The organism is Gemmiger formicilis, assembly GCF_018784445.1.
Classification (GTDB): domain Bacteria; phylum Bacillota; class Clostridia; order Oscillospirales; family Ruminococcaceae; genus Gemmiger.
Genome location: NZ_WQOH01000093.1, coordinates 1 through 218, shown reverse-complemented (window position 1 = coordinate 218; position 218 = coordinate 1). Strand labels below are relative to the sequence as shown.

1 protein-coding gene is annotated in these 218 nt (G+C 37.6%); it reads right to left on the bottom strand.

What is annotated here, in order from left to right:
• Window position 1: 1 nt before the first annotated feature.
• The coding region (locus GPK89_RS16845; RefSeq protein ID WP_215694468.1) for a hypothetical protein at window positions 2–218 on the bottom strand (217 nt) is incomplete at its 5' end.

Genomic DNA, 218 nt, shown 5'->3' with positions numbered 1-218 from the left:
TTTATATGTTACCGCCATAGCTTACCCTCCTTGTGCTTACATATTCTATTATTATATCACGCAAGTGTGAATAAATCAACACTCTTGCGGTAAATTCGTAGTTCATATTAGCTCCATAACGCATACTTTTCCTTTTTTGGGTAGGTAAGGACTTTATACCTTGACGATATGTAACAGTCAAAACATCGGGTACAGACCCGACATTTTGACCGCAAACA